This window comes from Cnuella takakiae, assembly GCF_001953305.1.
Classification (GTDB): Bacteria; Bacteroidota; Bacteroidia; order Chitinophagales; family Chitinophagaceae; genus Flavisolibacter; species Flavisolibacter takakiae.
Window position 1 is genome coordinate 626,256 of sequence record NZ_MTFE01000010.1, and the last position, 18,819, is coordinate 645,074.

The following is an 18,819-nucleotide window of genomic DNA, read 5'->3' on the forward strand; positions in this document are numbered from 1 at the left end:
TAATGAGTGAGGAGTGATGAATGATGAGTAATGAGTGAAGCCGAACAACTTTCAGGACAACGAATCCTAGCCCACGGTTGAAACCGTGGGACAACAACAAAATATGAATCGATTAAAACCGTTTCAACGGTTTTCCAGCGTCCTTGCTGCTGGTTTATCAAACAGATTAATACAAAGCCCACGAACATAAAAAAGGTGCACCCTTATAAGTGCACCTTTTTTGTATAAACTATTGCTGTGAAACTCCCTGCCGTTGTGTCTCCGTAGTTCAAAAACTTTACACAAACAACTGGTAAGCAATCCAGCTCATACCATAGGCCAGCGCCGTCATATAAGCCAGCTGAATGGCGGGCCATTTCCAGCTGCGGGTTTCGCGTTTGGTGATGGCAAGCGTGCTCATACACTGCATGGCAAACACGTAGAAGATCATCAGCGACAAACCGGTGGCCAAGGTAAATACCGGTGTACCGTCGGGGCGAACGGCGGCCCGCATCTTGTCGCGAAGCAGGGTCGCCTCTTTATCGTCCTCACCCACACTGTACAGGGTAGCCATGGTACCTACAAATACCTCCCGGGCAGCAAATGAGGTGATCAGCGAAATGCCGATCTTCCAGTCGTAGCCCAGCGGGCGAATGGCGGGCTCGATGCTTTTACCCAGGATACCGGCATAACTGTTTTCCAGTTTGGCGGTGCTGTATTCTGTTTCCAGTTGTGCGGCAGGTTTCAGGTTTTCCACTTTGGCCTGTGCATACCTAGCTTCCACATCCTCCATCCTTTTACCCGGTCCAAAAGAGCTGAGGAACCACAGCACCAGGCTGATGATCATGATGATCTTGCCGGCATCGGTTACAAAGATGCGGGCCTTGCTACCCATGGTATGCAACACATTGCTCCAGCGGGGCGCCCGGTAAATGGGCAGTTCAAGGATAAAAAAGCTTTTTTCCTTAATATGAATAAACCATTTGGCGATATAGGACACGATGAGGGCTACTACCAAGCCCAGCAGGTACAAACCCATCATCACCAAACCCTGTATGCTGATCACACCCAACAGGTGGTTGTTGGGAATCACCAATCCAATCAATACGGCATATACCGGCAGGCGTGCCGAGCAGCTCATCAAAGGCGTTATTAATATGGTAAGCAGGCGTTCCTTCCGGTTTTCGATGCTGCGGGCACTCATGATGGCCGGAACAGCACAGGCAAAGCCCGAAATCAACGGCATCACACTCTTACCGTTCAGGCCCACGCTCCGCATCAGCCGGTCGGTAAGGAAGGATATGCGGGCCATATAGCCGGTATCTTCCAGCAGCGAGATCAGTCCAAACAGGATCATGATCTGCGGCACAAACACCACGATACCGCCGATACCGGCCAGCAGGCCGTTTACCAGCAGGTCGCTCCACCAGGCTTCAGGTAAAACAGAAGATACCCAGGCCGAAAGCGTAGAGAACCCGGCATCGATCCAGTCCATGGGGTACTGGGCCAGCAGGAACACGCTTTGAAACAGGAGGAACAGCACGCCCAGCAAAATCAGGTAGCCCCAGCGGCGGTGGAGCAGCACATTGTCGAGCTTATCGGTAAACAAGGTTTGTTCCAGCGGGTCGGGCTCGTGTACCGACACCTGCATGATGTGTTTGATGCGGCCGTAACGCTCCAGGATTTCCGTAGCCTGTGTTTTGGTGGGATTGAAGGCGTTTGCCTTTTCGATGTTTTCGATCCTATCCTGCGTAGCCGTATCAAACTCAAAACCCTCGTGGTTGATCAGCAGGTGCAAAGCGCTGTAATCTGAAGTGCCGGGAAGCATACCCTTTAAACCCGCAATCGCCTCGGGAGCTAGTGCCCGGTTGTTGATAAAGTCGCGTACAGGCACCTTGTACTTACCACTAACGGTGTCTTCAATAGCGCGCTTCAGCTCCTTCAGGCCTTTTTCCTTGCGAGGATTCACGGCTACCACGGCCACACCCAGTTCCCGCTCCAGCTCGGCAATATTGATGGTGATGCCTTTCTTCTTGGCCAGGTCGGCCATGGTAAGGGCAATGACCACCGGCTTTTTCAGGTCGATGATCTGGGTACAGAACAGCAGGTTGCGCTTCAGGTTGCTGGCGTCAATCACAATGACATAGGCATCGGCCTTCACATCGCTGTCCTGCTCCAGCAGCACGCGGTAGCTCACCCATTCGTCGAGGCGCTTAGGGTAAAGGCTATAAGTGCCCGGCAGGTCAATGATATTAATGGTCTGTCCACCATCCAGGTTTGCAAAGCCGGTTTTCTTGTCCACGGTAACACCGGGAAAGTTGCCTACTTTCTGGTTGAGGCCGGTAAGGCAGTTGAACAGCGAGCTCTTGCCACTGTTGGGGTTGCCTACGAGTGCGATATTGAGGGGAGTATTTGCCACGTGAGGCCGCAAAATTAGGTTAGTTAACGGCCGTGCTTTTACGAAATCGGAAGTTTTGCAAAAGTTTTCGCCTATTAACCTATAAGGTTTTAAAAACCTTACAGGTTTCCGCCCTTTGCCGTGCAAACAAACCTTAGTGATTTTTAGAAACCTGCAAGGTTTAACCCTGCTTCTGGCACATTCTTTTCCATAACCTCAACGGTTGTTGCAACCCTTGCGCACCTACCTTTGTTCCCAACCTTGGAAAGAATATCGCGATGCGAAAACCACTCTTGCTTTGCTGCCTTTTGTACACCCTTGCTGCACCGGCACAAAAAATTAAAAAAGAAGACCGGCAGTTGCTCGACAACCTGAAAAAGCACGTGAGCATACTGGCCGCCGACTCGCTGCAGGGACGTCGTACCGGTACTGCAGGAGAGGCCAGCGCCGCCCGTTACCTATACGATGCATTTAAAAACGCCGGCCTGGAACCCAAAGGCACCATACAATACCTGCAGCCTTTCGAAGTGTACGAAGGCAAACAGGTAAACCGCCCCACCCATCTTTCCGTTGAAGGCAAGCAGCTCCAGCTGGGTAAAGAATACTATCCCCTGGCATTCAGCGCCAACGGCAGTGTGCAGGCCATGCCTTCCATGTCGCTCCACGAGTCGGACATGCCCTGGTTTGTGGACCTGAAAGAAACTTTGGAAAAAAACAGCAACAATCCGCACTACGACCTGGAAGCTTTTGTACGCAACAAAGCCAAAGAGGTAAAACAAAAGGGCGGTACGGCTTTGCTGGTGTACAACAGCACCGGCACAGGTGAGGACCTGCGCTTCAATGCCGGCGACCGCAGCGACCTGGCGCCCATACCGGTAATTTACCTGACCCCTGATGCGGTGAAGAAATATTTCAACGATCCTTCGGCAACCCTCGACATCAGCCTGCGTACCGACCTGGGGGCAAAAAACCGCACCGGTACCAACGTGGTTGGCTTTATCAACAACAATGCGCCCACCACCGTAGTGCTGGGTGCCCACTACGATCACCTAGGAATGGGAGAGGACGGCAATTCGCTCCAGCCCAACGCCAGCCAGATCCACAATGGCGCCGACGATAACGCCAGCGGCACCGCAGCCCTGGTGGAACTGGCGCGTCTGCTGAAGACTTCAGGACCTAAAAAGCACAACTACCTTTTTATTGCTTTCTCAGGCGAGGAACTAGGCTTGTATGGCTCCAAGTACTTTGTGGACCATCCTACTATCAACCTGAACTCGGTGGCCTACATGATCAATATGGATATGGTGGGCAGGCTTAGTGCACAAAGTCCTACACTCACCATTGGCGGTTACGGTACCACGCCGGTATGGGCCAACCTGCTCAACACCACCGGAAAAAGGGGCATTTACCGCGAAGGTTTCCAGTACCGGATCGACAGCAGCGGCACCGGGCCAAGTGACCATACTTCTTTTTACCGCAAAAACATACCGGTGCTGTTTTACTTCACCGGCCTGCATACCGACTACCACAAACCCAGCGACGATGCTGACAAGATCAACTACGAAGGCATGCTGCATGTGGTAAAACATATCCAGAGCCTGGTAGCCTTACAGGGGCAGGCGGGTGGCAAGCCTCCATTTACCCCTACCCGCGAGGTGCAGATGGGTACGGCTACTGCCTTCAAGGTAACCCTGGGCATCATGCCCGATTATACATACAGCGGTAAGGGCGTACGGGTAGATGGGGTGAGTGACAACAGGCCTGCGCAAAAGGCAGGTATCCGTACCGGTGATATCATCCTGCAGCTGGGTGACCTTGAAGTATCATCGATGGAAAAGTACATGGAGGCCCTGGGACGCTTCAATAAAGGCGAAAAAACCGTGGTGCTCTATCAGCGCGGCAAAGAGCAGTTGAAAACGCAGGTCGCGTTTTAAAGGCGGCACCTCAAAATGCAAGGGGAAAAAATATGCTGCCCAAAAGGTGCTTGGGCAATAACCTTCCGCAGGTTTTCTTACAAAAGCTGGTTTCACAAGCTGTTTCACAGCAAACCTTTCCCAACCTACAAAAGGTTAATCATTTTTTAACCTAATGTGAATGTCGTAAGCAGGAGTTGGTAAAAACCTGTACCATGGCGGATTTCCGGTCTTGTGGAAACAAAAAAACATGCGTAAAGCTGTGATACAGCGGTGGGAAATCTACATTTGTAGCTGTTCCCAAACAAGCCCGCCATGAAATTAGTCCTTGATCCTAAAGAAGTAACCGACTGCTTTTTTGCAGAAACCAGATTGCTTGGTATCATGGCTCCTGTAAAGGATTACCTGTTTTGCTGGCATTTGAATAATAAGCTGGGAATCGATTTCCGGATCAACAACGATATAGAAATTCAACTGACCAAAAAGCAGCGCAACTATTTCTTTGCCGTGTACGAGTTTCCCGAGCATTACACTTCGGTAACCCACTATTTATACAATAACCAGTTCGACGGCGAGTACCTCCTGCCCGAATTCAAACACCTCGATTTTATCTGGCTGCTCAAAGGCGATGATGTGGAAGATAAATCCATCAACGAGCTGGTTAGGTCCATCAAGGATATTCGCGGGGTGCAACTGGTTACGGAGCTTACCACTGAAAAGATCCGCAATAAGGAGCACCTGGTGTTTTAACGAGTTAATGGGGATGTGGTAATTAGCTAATGAGTCAATAAGCTAATGTGCTAAGGAATACAGTCAGCACAATGACTTCGCAAGGCTTTTCCAATCTTGTGATTGAAATGGCGGTTTGTGACCTGGGGCATTGTAGCCAGTGGTCCGTTGTCCATTGTCTGCGCATCTTTCTGATCCATTAACAAGCGCCGCTCTGCTGATTCAAACTTAATACGCTCCCTATCCGTTTTATTTAGCACATTAGCATATTGGCTCATTGGCCAATCAATTTCTTATGTGGCAGGAAACCAACAACACGCTTTACCGCAAATTTGAATTTGCCGACTTCTCCGAAGCATTTGCCTTTATGACCCGGGTGGCGCTGCTGGCCGAAAAAGCGGATCATCACCCACGTTGGACCAATGTGTGGAACACCGTTGAAATATGGCTCAACACGCATGATGCAGGTAATGTGGTTACCGACAAAGATCATAAGTTGGCAAAAGCTATCGATAGGTTAGTGCAAAAAGAAAACCTATAAGGTCTTCAAGACCTTATAGGTTTATAAAGGAGATCTTCCATCTCTTCAAGAGATGGAAGATCTATCACACCTTGCTTTAGCCTGGCCCTTAGTTCTTCTGTTTTACTTCGCCGTCGTCTGCGTCGATCTTGGTCTTGCCATCCTTGGTCTTGATCTTCACATCGCCGTCCTTATCCATTTTGATCTTGGCGTCTTCGGCATCGTTCTTCATCTTCACGTCGCCATCTCCTTTATCTACTTTGGTCTTCCAGTCGCTCATCAGCTTATCATCTTCGCTCTTCCAGCGTTTATCATATGTTTCCCACTGGTCGTTGTTGCTGCGGTAACGGAGTTGGTCGTTTTCCATACGGGCCGAACCTACAGAGTCCCAGCTGCTTTCGTCACCACCATATACCCACCAGGTGCGGCGGTCAACATAGCGCCATACAGGATCGCCGGTTTCAGCATTGGTGCGGCGGCCGGTAGCAGGATCCACGTTGATGCGGATGCTTTTGCCGGTGCGTGCATCAAGGTAGTTGCCCGCCTCGCTGTTTACGCGAAAGCTATCTGCCTGTGCCGCATAGGAGCCTGTAGAAGTTTGGGTGGTTGCCATGTCCGATGTACCGGCAGGGCTCATGGATGTAGTAGTATCCATATTGTTTTCAGAGGTGCTGTTATCGCTGTTGCCACAGGAAACAATACCCAGTGTTAGGGCTGCCGCAAGCGGCAGGATTAGGGTCTTTTTCATTGGTTTACGTTTAGTTGAATTGTGGAATGCAAGGATTGGACCAATGTGAACGCCTATGCGTTTGGGGTTGGGTGTTAGGAGCTTGGGTTTATGGGTTAGATGTTGGGTGTTGTTTACTTCATTGAACCTAAGATTGCTATTGCATCGGGTGGTTTGATATGCTGCTTCTCTTGAACCCCGGATAAATTGAAAAGCATTTGATACTTAAAAAAGCAGTGAAGCATTTACAAATAACAATGCCGGGGCTTTCACCCCGGCATTGTATCAATGACTTTGAACTATTAACTAAGATCTGCCAACTATCGATTCATGCTGGCGAGGAACTCTTCGTTGCTCTTGGTACCACGCATCCGCTTCAGCAGTTCGTGCATAGCCTCTTCGGTGTTCATATCGGTAAGGTATACACGTAAAAGGTTCATGCGTTGCAGTACGTCTTTTTCCAGCAGCAGGTCGTCACGGCGGGTGCTCGATGCCGTGAGGTCGATGGCAGGGAAGATACGCTTGTTGGCCAGTCGGCGGTCAAGCTGCAGTTCCATATTACCGGTACCCTTGAATTCTTCAAAGATCACTTCATCCATCTTTGAGCCGGTATCTACCAGCGCGGTGGCGATGATGGTGAGGGAACCTCCATGTTCAATTTTGCGGGCGGCACCAAAGAACTGCTTGGGCTTCTGCATGGCGTTGGCTTCCACACCACCACTCAGTACTTTACCCGAAGAAGGTGCTACGGTATTGTGTGCACGTGCCAGGCGGGTGATAGAATCAAGCAGGATCACCACATCGTGGCCGCACTCTACCAGGCGCTTGGCTTTGTGCATGGCAATCTGCGAAACCTTTACGTGCTTTTCGGCGGGCTCGTCAAACGTAGAAGCAATTACTTCGGCACGCACACTGCGTTCCATATCGGTAACTTCTTCAGGGCGTTCGTCAATCAGCACCACCATCAGGTATACATCGGGATGGTTGGCGGCAATGGCGTTGGCCACTTCTTTCAACAGTACCGTTTTACCCACTTTAGGTTGCGCTACAATCAGTCCACGCTGGCCTTTACCAATAGGGGTAAAGAGGTCCATGATGCGGGTGCTGTAGTTGCTGGGTGTGGTAAAGAGGTTCAGCTTTTCGAAAGGGAAGAGCGGTGTGAGGTAATCGAAAGGCACGCGGTCGCGCACTTCTTCGGGCTTCTTGCCATTGATGGTATCCACCTTCAGCAGGGCAAAGTATTTCTCGCCTTCTTTGGGCGGACGTACGGAGCCGTAAACGGTATCGCCGGTTTTCAAACCAAACAGCTTGATCTGCGAAGGCGATACATAAATATCATCGGGAGAAGAAAGATAGTTGTAGTCGGAAGAGCGGAGGAAACCATAGCCGTCGGGCATCATTTCCAATACGCCTTCACCAATGATGATGCCGTCGAACTCGATGTTGAACTGGTCCTGGCGGCGTTTCTCAAACAACTTGTTGGTAGCCTGCAGGAATTTTTCGGCGCGGGCATTTTCAACAGCCAGGCTGTTTTCGGGCTCCTGCACATCGCTAGCCATTTCAATAGGTGGCGCAGGTACTGCTTCTGCTGTGGGCATGGGCAGTTCCAGTTCAGGCGCTGCCGCTGCTTCATCTTCGGCTTTTTTGCGGCCGCGGCGGGGGCGTTCTTCTTTTTTAGCAGGTGCTTCCGGAGCGGGAGCAGGCGTAGGTGCGGGTGCTGCTGCAGCATTGTTGGCCGTTACGCGGCGCAGGATCTTCTTTGCAACTGGTGGCGCTGCTGCGGGTTCTGGTGCCGGTGCCGCAACGGGTTCGGGCTGGGCGGGTGCTTCAGGAGCAATATCTTCTACAACGGCTTCTTCAGTGGTGTTGGCCGTAGTGGCTTTGATGATGCGTTTGCGCTTGGGACGTTCGCCGGCAACGGCTGCAGGCGCTTTGCCTTCGGCAGCTACAACAGCCTGGCGATCGAGAATCTTGTAAACCAATCCTTGTTTGTCCAGTTTGTTAGCATCCTCAATACGCAGTTTTTGGGCAATGTCCAGCAATTCGGGAACGATCATATCGTTCAATTGCAAAATATCGTACATAGGAAAGAGTTCTTGTTTAAACGCCGGGGAGGCAGACAAGCTAGGGCGGCGCTTCAGAAAAAATTTGAATGGAAAAAATTGAAAAAACCGGTTGTTGCGAGAGAATAAGGGATGAACACTCAACGCATTCCGCTGCAATGATACGCTGAAAAGACAAATCCCAAAAATTTTTCGCCCGCAGGGTACTGCCCAAAAACGACAATTATCGTGCAGGGAATGCTTATCTGCCTACATTATCTTTGCCCCCCATACAAAAATTTATATGTTCAATAACAGGATTAAGGTAAAAGCGCTGCTGGCCGGCGAGCCCGCGGGGCAGCAGGCAACGGTAATGGGTTGGGTGCGTACTTTTCGCAACAACCAGTTTGTGGCCCTCAACGATGGCTCTACCAATAATAACCTGCAGGTGGTGCTTGAGTTGGGTAAATTTGACGACACCCTCCTCAAACGCATCACCACATCGGCGGCGCTGAAAGTTACCGGTACTGTTGTTGCCTCGCAGGGCAAGGGCCAGAAACTAGAGCTCAAGGCCGATACTATTGAAATTCTCGGCGACTCGGATGCGGAGAAGTACCCGCTGCAACCCAAGAAGCACAGCCTCGAGTTCCTGCGCGAAAAAGCACACCTGCGTTTCCGCACCAATACATTCGGATCGGTGTTCCGCATCCGCCACTCGCTGGCATTTGCCATCCACAAATTTTTCAACGAAAAAGGTTTTGTATACCTCCATACGCCCATCATCACTGCATCGGATGCCGAAGGTGCCGGCGAAATGTTCCGCGTGTCCACCCTGCCTTTCGACAACCCGCCACGCAGGGAAGATGGTACCATCGATTTTTCGGAAGACTTCTTTGGCCGCGCCACCAACCTCACCGTAAGCGGACAGCTGGAAGGTGAACTGGGTGCTACCGCCTTTGGTGAGATCTATACTTTTGGTCCCACCTTCCGCGCCGAAAACTCCAACACCGCACGCCACCTGGCCGAGTTCTGGATGATTGAACCCGAGATGGCTTTCTGCGACCTGGAAGACAATGCCAACCTCGCCGAGGAGTTTATCCAGTACATCATCCGTTATGCTATGGAGCACAACGCCGACGACCTGGAGTTCCTGCGTCAGCGTTTGCTGGAAGAAGAAAAAGCCAAACCCCAAACCGAACGCAGCGAACTGGACCTGATACAGAAACTGGAGTTTGTAGTGAACAACCAGTTTGAGCGCATCACTTATACCGAGGCCATCGACATCCTGCTGCAATCGAACCATTATAAAAAGAAGAAGTTCCAGTACGATGTGTCCTGGGGCATCGACATGCAGAGCGAGCATGAGCGCTACCTGGTAGAAAAGCATTTCAAAAAGCCGGTGATCGTTACCAACTACCCCAAAGACATCAAGGCCTTTTACATGCGCCAGAACGAAGACGGCAAAACCGTTGCCGCCATGGACATCCTGGCACCCGGCATTGGTGAGATCGTTGGCGGCTCGCAGCGCGAAGAGCGCCTCGAACGCCTTGAGCAGCGCATGACCGAAATGAACATCCCCCACGAAGAACTGTGGTGGTACCTCGATACCCGCCGCTTTGGCACCGTTCCCCACGCCGGCTTTGGCCTGGGCTTCGAACGCATTGTGCAGTTTGTTACCGGCATGAGTAATATCCGCGATGTGATCGCGTTTCCAAGGACACCGAAGAGTGCGGAGTTCTAAGGAGTCGGAAGACGGAAAAGTCCGGAAAGTCAGTAAAGACGTGGCTGCTGTTTGGAGCCTGTTTACTGGTTTTCCGGACTTTGTTATTTTGTGGCGTTCCGCTTTTATGATCAGTTTTAGTTGGTGCGTACCTCATTGATCAATCAACGAATAATAAACCGCGCTAAGCTTACATAGCCGTCTGTTGTCCATCGTCGGTTGTCTTATTGGAAAGATTGAACAACCTAATCTAAAAGGGTATAGGGTGTCCATGTTTAGCCCACGGTTTCAACCGTGGGTATCAAGCACCTGCACAATTGAGGTAAACCGTTTCAACGGTTTTAGTTTTTAGTTGAGTGATTTGCGCAGCCCGTTAATCATCGCCAATATTTCTTCACACCGTTTGTATATTTCTTAGAAATCTTCATCGCAAATGATGCCTCTGCGTTGAGCAATAAAGATGCATCCTACCACTTCCATATCAGAGCGAAGTGCAATTTGTAAAAAACGCGAAAACTCCGCATTGGACAAAGTAGTGGCGCCTTCGGCTATGTTCAGGCAAATCGAATCTGCTGCTCTCTTTATCTGACTAGTAAGCATAAACAATTCTTCTTTTGGAAAACGCCGGGTAACATCATGAATAATGCCGGTAAGGTCAAGTGCTTTCTGCCACACTTGTAATTTCTCGAACTTGAATGGCATCTGATTAGTTTTAGTGGTAACAAAAACTAATCACAAAAGCACAAATTATAAAGCCCGAAAAACCACCGACTACAATCGCAAACGTCTTTCCGGACTTTACTGACTTTCCCGACTTCTAACTTCTGATTGCCATCACCGGCACCGGTGCATGCTTAATGATATCATCGGTGTGTAGTTTGAAGAACAGGCGCTCCATGATATTGTGTTCATGCGGCAATACCATCAACAGGTCGGTGCTGTTTTGAGTGAGGTATTGCATCAGGCCGGTTTTTACATTGTCGTTGTGCACTACCTGGTAGGAGGGTTGCAGGGGCTGTAGTTTTTGCAACAGCGGTTCGGCAGTGCGGTCGGTCTTTTCGTTTTTATCGGCCACATGCACCAGGTTCAATTGAGCGCCCAGCAGCTGGGTTACTTCCATAATTTTCTGGGTGGGTATTTTATCCAGGTCCAGCAGGTCGGCGGCCAGCGCTATTTTGCGCAAGCCATATCTTTTATAATCCTTGGGTACCGCAATCACCGGCAGCTGGGTATGGCGCATCACGGCAATGGTGGTGCTGCCAAAAAACATCCGTTCCAGCCCGCTCATGCCATGGCTGCCCAATACCAGACAAAGCGGCGATGTTGCGCGGCAGATATCTTCCAGTTCGTCGTTGATGGCACCCAGGCGGCTTTCTACCTGTACTGCAAGGCCCGGAAAGCTGGCCTGCAGGTCGTTTTGGGTGCGCTGCAACTGCTCGTCGGCACTGCGCCGCAGTTCATCGGCCGACAATACCATCACAGGCATATCGTTCATGGTCACTGGTATCTGGTATACATGTATCAGCATCAGGCTTGCGCCCACCTGTTGGGCCAGGTGGGCCGCAAACAAGGTAGCATTATCGGCACTGGGCGAAAAGTCGGTAGGAACAAGGATGGTCTTCATGTGCTGTGGTTTGGGTTAGTAAAAATTACGACTAATCTCGGGCTTGCCATAGCTTCGGTTTGTACCGGAAAGCTACCCAAAGAAAAACCGTGTGGACTGATATGCATTTTGTGCAGGTATGAATCTTATCAGTAAACAAAACTATGGCCAGCATCCAACAGGCACCTGTACAAAGCAAAAGCCGCAATTACCAAAGGACATTGAAAGTGGATATGACACCAATGGTAGACCTTGGCTTTCTGCTTGTCACCTTCTTTGTTTTTACCAGTACCATGAGCACCAGCGCCACTACGGCACTGGTGATGCCAAAGGATGGTCCGCCTACAAACACCGCCGCTGCTACCACACTCACACTGCTTGCCGGCGGGCATAACCAGGTGTATGGTTATGGAGGTATCTGGGAAGATGCCGTTCATGCCAATGCAGTACAGCCTTCCAGCTACAGTATTGCCGCTGGCGCCGGTGCGCTTATCCGCCAGCAACAAAAAGCACTGGAGCAAAACGGACACAAAAAGGAAGAACTGGTATTGCTGATCAAACCTTCAGAACAGTCCTCCTATAAAAACCTGGTGGACCTGCTCGATGAAGTGATGATCAATGGCGTTACCCGTTATGCTATTGTTGCTCCAGACCCTGCAGAAACAGCATTTATGGATGCACATTAGTTTGCTTTTTTAGATACGCCCCGATACGCTCCTCCACGTTGCGGCGGATGTTGACATAAAACAGGTTGATGTCGCCAATATGAAAATTGGAGGTGTTGAGCAGGAAGGCGCCGGGAAACCGCAACTTGCTTACCCACAACACGCCGCCATGCACTCGTGCATCGGCCACACCCAGCACCACCTTGTTGAAGTTGCGCAGTACGCTGCCTTTGTTCAAGGCAAAAGCGGCAGCTACGCTATCGGTGCGCCAGGTTAGCGGGTTGGTAACCCATGCTGCAGGTTCTTCTTCTTGTATATAGTCGGGAACATAACCTGCCTTAAAGGTGCGCCAGCTAACAAAACATCCGGTTGCATCGGGCGTACTGCATACCGGCAACTGCCTGAAGTCGTTGCGCAACACAGGCCAGCCCACCACGTAAGCCGCTACCAGTTTTGCACCCAGGGGTTTGTCGTCAAAGTATTCCTGCAGCAGCCTGATGGCCAGCTTGGCGCCCTGGCTATGTGCGGCAATAATGAGGGGCCGGTCCTGGTGGTAGTACCGAAGGTAATGTTCAAAGGCTGTTTGTACATCGCTGTAAGCCGTGTCAAAGAGGGGAGCGGCCGTTTCCCTGTTGTTGTAAAAACTGGACAGGTGTGCCTGACGGTACCGCGGCGCAAAAACCCTTGCGTGCTGGTTGAATGCGGATGCCTGGAAAAGAATGGTGCTTTGGTCGGTTTTTTGGTTGAGGGCTGTGTTGGAAAGGTCCGCGTTACCGCTGCCGTCCCTGCTGGTATAGGTGGTAGGATGGATAAAGAAAACATCGGCCAGGGTATCCCTGCTTTCCTTTTGCAAAGGTGCGGGCACGCTGTCGGCGGCATCGGCCTTGTGGGGATGGGCCGCCCAAAAGTCCAGTCGGTCGTAATCCGGCCTGCCGGCGGCAACAGGTGTTAACGGTTGTGTATAACTGCTTTTTTGCGCCGTACAGGCAAAGAGCACAAATGCAAGCAGGATAAGGGTAAAGCCTCGCATGAACAATTATGATTTTGTGTGCACAAGTTCTTTGGTAAATTTGGCGCCATTTGTTTACACAAAAAACTGTGCTATGACGATTCCTGTAGTGGACCTGTCCGATTTTCTGAGTGGTGAGGAAGCCCGGAAACAAAAATTTGTGCAAGAACTCGGTAAGGCCTACGAGGAAGTGGGTTTTGTAGCCGTAAAAAATCATGGCATCCCCGACGACCTGATTGCCGACCTCTACCAGTATGTGCAGGCATTCTTTGCCCTGCCCACCGATGCCAAGCTGGCTTACGAAAAGAAAGATCTGGCAGGCCAGCGGGGCTATACCTCTTTTGGCCGCGAACACGCCAAGGGCTTCGACGCACCCGACCTGAAAGAATTTTTCCAGTTTGGACAAACCGTGGAAGACAACGATCCGATTAAAAGCGAATACCCCGATAATGTAACTGTAGCCGAAGTACCGGAATTTACACCCACCCTGCGCGCCGCTTACCGCAATTTCGAAAACAGCGGCCGTGCCCTGTTGCGGGCCATCGCCCTTTACCTGGGTATGGATGAAACCTATTTTGAAGGCTTTGTGCACAACGGCAATTCCATCCTGCGGGCCATTCACTATCCGCCCATTGTGGGCGAGCCCAAAAGCTCCATCCGTGCCGAACAGCACGAAGACATCAACCTTATTACCCTGCTGGTGGGCGCCTCCGCCGACGGCCTTCAGATCCTGACCAAGCAAGGCGAGTGGGTAGGCGTTACTTCCCTGCCCGAGCAGATCGTGGTGAATGTGGGCGACATGCTCCAGCGGCTTACCAACAACAGGCTGCGCTCCACCACCCACCGCGTGGTAAACCCGCCCCGCGAACTGTGGAACACCAGCCGTTATTCCATTCCCTTCTTCCTGCATCCCCAGTCCACCATGAGCCTGGCCTGCCTGGAAGGCTGCGTGGATGAAAGCCGTCCAAAGACGTATGAGGATACCACCGCAGGTGCTTACCTCGATGAGCGGCTGGCGGAAATTGGTTTGAAGAAGTAAGCCCATTCAGTTATATAAACAAGTCGCCCCGGCTATTTGCCCGGGGCGACTTGTTTTAAGAAAACACCTGACAGGATTGTAAAGTCTTGTCAGGTGTTGTTCTATCTGGCTTTTACTGTAAATGTTTATTCTACCGGCGGCTGTGGGTTGGGTACAATATTGTTTACCGGCGGAATGGATTTGAGGTAAGCGAAAACAGCCCGCAGTTCTTCGTCGCTCATGTGCCGGATGCTGGACCAGGGCATGGGTGGCAGTAGGTGCCGGTTCTGGGCAATACCTTTCGCCCTGCCCTCGCGGAGGGCTGTAAAAAACTGCTGTTCGGTCCAGCTGCCAATGCCACTTTCGTCGGGAGTGATATTGGCGGCATACGATACACCCCAGGGACCTACCCATGCGGTAAGGGTCTGGGTTACGCTGATGCCTTTTTGTTGCACTTCTTTTCGGTTTACATCAGGAATGGGCTGGCCCGCAGGATGACCCGACATCAGGAGGGTGCTATCGTCCTCGGGGCCACGGGCACCCATCTTTTTGGGAGTATGGCAGTCGCCGCAGGCATTTACCAGCACCAGGTGCTGGCCGTAAGCTGCGGCAGAACTGTAGCCTCCCCATTGGGCGACATTGGTTTTTTGCACCGCCATTTCGGCCTGCTGGGCCGTAAGCAGGTTGGTACTTAAAACAGTGTAGCATAAAACGGCGATGGAAACAGTCAGCAAGACCAGCATTTGCTTTTTCATACAGCATTTAATTTGGAGATGAGCAATAGGCAGTTGCACAAACCAGTAGGCACACCCATCAAAATACCAATTGCTGTCGCCATCCTTTAACCGGAAGCGTTTAACCTCATGCGGTTCTTTCCCTGGTACTACCTGTTTTTGCTAACCTTTTCAATATTCCGAAACAGGCTTTTTGCGCCATACCCACAGCGTTTGCAAATCCAATCTGCTCATTTGCAATAGTTGGTGCAGGTCTGGCTGCTGCCATTTATCCTACTTTTCTGCCATTTGTCACATTAGAATTTGGGGACAAATTAGCTAACTAGTTAAAAACCAGTAGTATAAAGCTTTGGGAATTACCCGGTACAAGCAGTTACCATAAAAAACTTGGTACTTTGTGTTGCATAGTACTAAAAACCCCATTAGCTTTGTATCAACAAAACAAAAATCCAGAGGAGGTAACCGATGAATATCGAAAACACGCAAAGCCAGATGCGCAAGGGAATCCTGGAGTTTTGCATTCTTTCCATCATCCGCCGCGGGGAGGCCTACCCCAGCGATATCGTGGAAGAAATGCGCGCTGCCAACCTGCAAATACTGGAAGGTACCCTGTACCCACTGCTTACCCGCCTCAAGAACGCCGACATGCTCACCTACCGCTGGGTGGAAAGCTCCTCGGGGCCACCGAGGAAATACTTTTCGCTCACAGAGAAAGGCGAGACCTTTTACCGCGAGCTTGAGCAAACCTGGCAGGAGCTATCCAATGGTGTGAACGCACTCACCAGCCAAACCCAAACTTTCCCCGAAACTTCAACCAACCAACAATAAGTCATGAAAAAGATCATCAACATCAACCTTTCCGGCCGGGTGATACCCATTGAGGACGCCGCCTACGAAAGCCTCCAACGCTACGTGGAGAGCCTGCGCCGCTACTTCGCCAACGAGGAAGGACGCGATGAGATCATCAACGATATCGAAAGCCGTATTGCCGAGCTGATGAACGACAAGGTGCGCAAAGGTGCCGCCGCCGTTACCGAAGCTGATATGGCCGAGATCATCAACAGCATGGGCCGTGTAGAAGACTTTGAAGCTTCCGATGCCGCAGAAGCCGCTTCAGCTACCAGCAACCCTTACGAACCCAATTTCAGCTATGGTACTACCGGCAACAAAACCCGCTTCAAGGGCCGCCTGTACCGCGACCGCCGCGACAAGCTGCTGGGTGGTGTGTGCTCCGGCATTGCCAACTACATGAATGTAGACCCCGCTGTGGTGCGCCTGCTGTTTGCCATCATCACCTTTGGCGGCTTTGGTTTTGGCTTCTTCCTGTACATCCTGGCCTGGATCATCCTGCCCGCCAGCGACCTGGAAGGCTACTCGGGCAAGCGCCTGTTCCGCAACCCCGAAGACCGCATGATCGGCGGTGTGGCCGGTGGCCTGGCGGCTTATTTCAACAAGCCTTCCAGCACCATCCGTCTCATCTTTGGCGCTCCCCTGCTCCTTAATATATTAATTGGTGTGCTGGACGGTATCTTCAGCTGGGGCGACTGGGGTAATGGTCCCGGCTTTGGCGACATCTTCACCGGCTCTATCACAGGCACCTTTATCCTGGCTTATATCATCTTGTGGATTGTGCTGCCCGAGGCCCGCTCGCCCTACGAAAAGATGGAAATGCGCGGCGAACGGGTAGATGTAAACAGCATCCGCCAGAATGTGCAGGACCGCGCCCAAACCTTTAGCCAGGAAGTACGGGATTCGGCCATGCGCTTCAGTAGCCAGGCTACCGAGTTTGCCAATACCCGTGGCCGTGCATTCGCCACCGAGGTAGCAGCTTCGGCCCGCCCTGTAGCCTCCGGCCTGGGTCATGCCATCGGTGTGCTGTTCAAAGCCTTCTTCATCTTTATTGCCGGCTCTATTGCCTTTGGCCTGTTCATCACCCTGCTCACCCTCATCTTTGGTGGCGGCCCCGCCCTCTCCCCCATCAAGCAGGGCATTATGAACTTCGGGCTTGATGGTTTTTGGCAAAATGCCTTTTTCTGGGGCACCCTGATCTTCTTCTTTGCTGTGCCTATCATTGCCTTCATCACCTGGCTGGTGCGCCGCCTGATGCGGGTGCGCAGCAACCGTCCTTACCTGGGCTGGACCTTTGGTGGCTTGTGGACCCTGGGTTGGATCTGCATCGCCCTGCTGGCTTCCAGCATTGCCCGCGACACCCGCTTTTACCGTAAGGTAGAACAGCCCGTTACCATCACGCAGCCCCAGGGTGGCCGCATGATCGTCAACGTATCGGAGCCTGAAGTGGCTTACAGCGGCGACCTGTGGTGGGAAGATAGTGATGCCCGCGGCTGGGACATCACCGACGACAGCCTGAAACTGGCCAATGTAAAACTGCGGGTGAGCGCCAGCAACGACAGCAACTACCAGGTAACGATTTGGCGCTACAGTGCAGGCCGTTCCCGCAAGGAAGCCGAAGCCCGTGCACAGAAAGTACAGTATGCCGTATCGTACACCGACAGCGTACTGAACCTGGGCAGCGGCTTAGGCATCGACAAAACCAGCAAGTTCCGCGGACAGAAAGTGCTGGTGGAGATCAAAGTGCCCGTAGGCAAAAAGCTCCGCTTTGACGAAAGCATTACCGATAAACTGGAGCCCATGAATGTAAGGGTGCGTGTGAACGACCGCCGCAACCGCGACAACTGGGATATGGATTGGGATGAAGATGAAAACTTTGACTGGGAAACCGGTGTGGACTACGTGATGGGCACCGATGGCGAACTGGCCAAACTGCTGCCGGATGGTACCCTGGACCGCAACAATACCAATAGCGGTGTGTACGAATACAAGGATGGTGATGCCGTTAAAGACAGCATCCGCCAGAGCACCGAGCAGGAAGTGCGCCAGCGTATTGAAGAAAAAGAGCGCCAGCTGGAAGAAGAGCGCCGCCGCCTGGAGCAACTGGAAAAAGGCACCACCCGCCGCAAGCCCGCTGCTACCAATGCGCCGGAGCCTGCCACCATCCCGGTGATGCCTTTGTTTCCCTTTCTTATCTGAGTGAGGAAAATGGGCTTCCTCCACGCTGGTCCCAACCCTATGCATCGCACCCTTAACTATTAAAACCTGTCTTATGTTTCAGATCAATTTGTTGGTGGCCAGCCTGCTGCTGGTACTCGTAAAGCCGGCAGCAGCCCAGCAGGATGCAAAAGCTTTGGATAGTCTAATCAGGCACAAGGACAGCCTGTTCTGGAAAGCCTACAACAACTGCGACCTGCCGGGCATGAACCAGTTCTTTACCACCGACCTGGAGTTTTACCACGACAAAGGCGGCATTACCCTGGGCAACGAAAACCTGATTGCCAACACTAAAAAAGGGTTGTGCGGCACACCGGGTTACCACCTGCGCCGGGAGGCCATTGCCGAAACGGTGAAAGTTTTCCCGATGCAGTCCAACGGTAAGGTTTATGGAGCGCTCATTTCCGGCGAACACCTTTTTTACATCACCGATAAAGGCCAGCCCGAATACCTCGATGGGCACGCCAGTTTTACCCAGCTGTGGGTGCTGCGGGATGGAGATTGGAAAATGTCGCGCATCCTGAGTTACGACCATAAGCCAGCAAGTGAGCGAAAAAAATAAGGTGGTGTTGCAATCCTTAAAAAACCAAACTACCTATTGACAATACCCATTACAAGGTTGATGAAAAACCCAAGTCACGACATTTAAAATTTGGTTGAAGTGTCCTGGCCGGCGGGCCGGGACCAGGGAGCCGC

General features: G+C 51.6%; 16 protein-coding genes. 9 read left to right on the plus strand and 7 right to left on the minus strand.

Going from position 1 to position 18,819, the window contains the following annotated elements:
• Positions 1–277 precede the first annotated feature (277 nt).
• Positions 278–2,398 carry a ferrous iron transport protein B gene (feoB, locus tag BUE76_RS03100; RefSeq protein ID WP_073045304.1) on the minus strand — a complete coding sequence of 707 codons (2,121 nt, stop codon included), beginning with the start codon at positions 2,396–2,398 and terminating at the stop codon, positions 278–280.
• Between the two features lie 257 nt (positions 2,399–2,655).
• Between feoB and BUE76_RS03105 the strand changes: the two genes are divergently transcribed.
• From BUE76_RS03105 to BUE76_RS03115, 3 genes are all read left to right on the plus strand, one after another.
• Positions 2,656–4,311, plus strand: coding sequence for a M20/M25/M40 family metallo-hydrolase (locus tag BUE76_RS03105; RefSeq protein WP_083596617.1), 1,656 nt, complete (start codon positions 2,656–2,658; stop codon positions 4,309–4,311).
• Between the two features lie 294 nt (positions 4,312–4,605).
• Complete coding sequence (locus BUE76_RS03110; RefSeq protein ID WP_073045310.1) at positions 4,606–5,040, plus strand: IPExxxVDY family protein; 435 nt, start codon at positions 4,606–4,608, stop codon at positions 5,038–5,040.
• Positions 5,041–5,314: 274 nt separating this feature from the next.
• The gene (locus BUE76_RS03115; RefSeq protein WP_073045312.1) at positions 5,315–5,560 is read left to right on the plus strand and encodes a 4a-hydroxytetrahydrobiopterin dehydratase; all 246 of its coding nucleotides are present in this window, start codon (positions 5,315–5,317) and stop codon (positions 5,558–5,560) included.
• 88 nt (positions 5,561–5,648) lie between these two features.
• Here BUE76_RS03115 and BUE76_RS03120 read toward each other — a convergent pair whose 3' ends face one another.
• Positions 5,649–6,287, minus strand: coding sequence for a hypothetical protein (locus tag BUE76_RS03120; protein WP_073045314.1), 639 nt, complete (start codon positions 6,285–6,287; stop codon positions 5,649–5,651).
• A gap of 299 nt (positions 6,288–6,586) precedes the next feature.
• Positions 6,587–8,350 (minus strand): transcription termination factor Rho, encoded by a 1,764-nt coding sequence (rho, locus tag BUE76_RS03125; protein WP_073045317.1) that lies wholly within the window; start codon positions 8,348–8,350, stop codon positions 6,587–6,589.
• A 262-nt stretch (positions 8,351–8,612) separates the two neighbouring features.
• Here rho and asnS point away from each other — a divergent pair, with 262 nt between their 5' ends.
• A complete protein-coding gene (gene asnS, locus BUE76_RS03130; RefSeq protein WP_073045320.1) occupies positions 8,613–10,049 on the plus strand; it encodes an asparagine--tRNA ligase in 1,437 nt (478 codons plus the stop codon).
• Positions 10,050–10,442: 393 nt separating this feature from the next.
• Here the strand turns inward: asnS and BUE76_RS03135 are convergent, their stop codons facing one another.
• Entirely contained in the window at positions 10,443–10,730 is a 288-nt protein-coding gene (locus BUE76_RS03135) for a four helix bundle protein (RefSeq protein WP_143157377.1), read from the minus strand.
• 115 nt (positions 10,731–10,845) lie between these two features.
• On the minus strand, positions 10,846–11,652 hold the full coding sequence (locus tag BUE76_RS03140) for a universal stress protein (RefSeq protein ID WP_073045323.1): 807 nt from the start codon (positions 11,650–11,652) through the stop codon (positions 10,846–10,848).
• 143 nt (positions 11,653–11,795) lie between these two features.
• Here BUE76_RS03140 and BUE76_RS03145 point away from each other — a divergent pair, with 143 nt between their 5' ends.
• Positions 11,796–12,317, plus strand: coding sequence for an ExbD/TolR family protein (locus BUE76_RS03145; RefSeq protein ID WP_073045325.1), 522 nt, complete (start codon positions 11,796–11,798; stop codon positions 12,315–12,317).
• On the opposite strand, the gene BUE76_RS03150 is transcribed toward BUE76_RS03145, so the two are convergent.
• Positions 12,301–13,326 (minus strand): DUF3089 domain-containing protein, encoded by a 1,026-nt coding sequence (locus tag BUE76_RS03150; protein ID WP_073045328.1) that lies wholly within the window; start codon positions 13,324–13,326, stop codon positions 12,301–12,303. The genes BUE76_RS03145 and BUE76_RS03150 overlap by 17 nt on opposite strands.
• Before the next feature lie 73 nt (positions 13,327–13,399).
• Between BUE76_RS03150 and BUE76_RS03155 the strand changes: the two genes are divergently transcribed.
• Positions 13,400–14,344: an isopenicillin N synthase family dioxygenase gene (locus BUE76_RS03155; protein WP_073045472.1), complete on the plus strand. Its 945-nt coding sequence runs from the start codon at positions 13,400–13,402 to the stop codon at positions 14,342–14,344.
• 125 nt (positions 14,345–14,469) lie between these two features.
• Here the strand turns inward: BUE76_RS03155 and BUE76_RS03160 are convergent, their stop codons facing one another.
• Positions 14,470–15,078 (minus strand): c-type cytochrome, encoded by a 609-nt coding sequence (locus BUE76_RS03160; protein WP_073045330.1) that lies wholly within the window; start codon positions 15,076–15,078, stop codon positions 14,470–14,472.
• Positions 15,079–15,522: 444 nt separating this feature from the next.
• Here BUE76_RS03160 and BUE76_RS03165 point away from each other — a divergent pair, with 444 nt between their 5' ends.
• The 3 genes from BUE76_RS03165 (at position 15,523) to BUE76_RS03175 (ending at position 18,685) form a co-directional block, all read left to right on the plus strand.
• The gene (locus tag BUE76_RS03165; protein ID WP_073045332.1) at positions 15,523–15,885 is read left to right on the plus strand and encodes a PadR family transcriptional regulator; all 363 of its coding nucleotides are present in this window, start codon (positions 15,523–15,525) and stop codon (positions 15,883–15,885) included.
• A 3-nt stretch (positions 15,886–15,888) separates the two neighbouring features.
• Positions 15,889–18,105, plus strand: coding sequence for a PspC domain-containing protein (locus BUE76_RS03170; RefSeq protein WP_073045335.1), 2,217 nt, complete (start codon positions 15,889–15,891; stop codon positions 18,103–18,105).
• A 73-nt stretch (positions 18,106–18,178) separates the two neighbouring features.
• Entirely contained in the window at positions 18,179–18,685 is a 507-nt protein-coding gene (locus BUE76_RS03175; RefSeq protein ID WP_073045339.1) for a nuclear transport factor 2 family protein, read from the plus strand.
• Positions 18,686–18,819: the final 134 nt, after the last annotated feature.

Excerpts from the sequence above, each read along its gene's own strand:
- BUE76_RS03105 (WP_083596617.1), top strand. The coding sequence starts at position 2,656 with ATGCGAAAACCACTCTTGCTTTGCTGCCTTTTGTACACCCTTGCTGCA.
- BUE76_RS03110 (WP_073045310.1), top strand. The coding sequence starts at position 4,606 with ATGAAATTAGTCCTTGATCCTAAAGAAGTAACCGACTGCTTTTTTGCA.
- BUE76_RS03115 (WP_073045312.1), top strand. The coding sequence starts at position 5,315 with ATGTGGCAGGAAACCAACAACACGCTTTACCGCAAATTTGAATTTGCC.
- BUE76_RS03120 (WP_073045314.1), bottom strand. The coding sequence starts at position 6,287 with ATGAAAAAGACCCTAATCCTGCCGCTTGCGGCAGCCCTAACACTGGGT.
- rho (WP_073045317.1), bottom strand. The coding sequence starts at position 8,350 with ATGTACGATATTTTGCAATTGAACGATATGATCGTTCCCGAATTGCTG.
- asnS (WP_073045320.1), top strand. The coding sequence starts at position 8,613 with ATGTTCAATAACAGGATTAAGGTAAAAGCGCTGCTGGCCGGCGAGCCC.
- BUE76_RS03135 (WP_143157377.1), bottom strand. The coding sequence starts at position 10,730 with ATGCCATTCAAGTTCGAGAAATTACAAGTGTGGCAGAAAGCACTTGAC.
- BUE76_RS03140 (WP_073045323.1), bottom strand. The coding sequence starts at position 11,652 with ATGAAGACCATCCTTGTTCCTACCGACTTTTCGCCCAGTGCCGATAAT.
- BUE76_RS03145 (WP_073045325.1), top strand. The coding sequence starts at position 11,796 with ATGGCCAGCATCCAACAGGCACCTGTACAAAGCAAAAGCCGCAATTAC.
- BUE76_RS03150 (WP_073045328.1), bottom strand. The coding sequence starts at position 13,326 with ATGCGAGGCTTTACCCTTATCCTGCTTGCATTTGTGCTCTTTGCCTGT.
- BUE76_RS03155 (WP_073045472.1), top strand. The coding sequence starts at position 13,400 with ATGACGATTCCTGTAGTGGACCTGTCCGATTTTCTGAGTGGTGAGGAA.
- BUE76_RS03160 (WP_073045330.1), bottom strand. The coding sequence starts at position 15,078 with ATGAAAAAGCAAATGCTGGTCTTGCTGACTGTTTCCATCGCCGTTTTA.
- BUE76_RS03165 (WP_073045332.1), top strand. The coding sequence starts at position 15,523 with ATGAATATCGAAAACACGCAAAGCCAGATGCGCAAGGGAATCCTGGAG.
- BUE76_RS03170 (WP_073045335.1), top strand. The coding sequence starts at position 15,889 with ATGAAAAAGATCATCAACATCAACCTTTCCGGCCGGGTGATACCCATT.
- BUE76_RS03175 (WP_073045339.1), top strand. The coding sequence starts at position 18,179 with ATGTTTCAGATCAATTTGTTGGTGGCCAGCCTGCTGCTGGTACTCGTA.